This is a genomic window from Tritonibacter sp. SIMBA_163, from assembly GCF_046535935.1.
Lineage (GTDB): Bacteria > Pseudomonadota > Alphaproteobacteria > Rhodobacterales > Rhodobacteraceae > Epibacterium > Epibacterium scottomollicae.
Map to the genome: position 1 here is coordinate 1 of NZ_JAWJBP010000968.1, position 250 is coordinate 250.

Annotated in this window: 1 protein-coding gene; it reads right to left on the reverse strand. The window is 64.8% G+C overall.

What is annotated here, in order from left to right:
- Positions 1 to 250 (reverse strand): carboxyl transferase domain-containing protein (locus tag R0J92_RS25210; RefSeq protein ID WP_411053699.1); only part of this gene is annotated, 250 nt, incomplete at both ends.

Consider the following 250-nt stretch of genomic DNA (forward strand, 5'->3'; position numbering starts at 1 on the left):
GTCGAAGAAGCGCCGGGTCAGCTGCAGCGCCTCGACGTCGTTGTCGAACGCGAGATCGGCGACGCCGGATTTGCTGGTGTGCGAGATCGCGCCGCCCAACTCCTCGGCCGTGACCTCCTCGTGGGTCACGGTCTTCACCACCTCGGGACCGGTGACGAACATGTAGGAGCTGTCCTTCACCATGAAGATGAAGTCGGTCATCGCGGGCGAATAGACCGCGCCGCCCGCGCAGGGGCCCATGATCATCGAG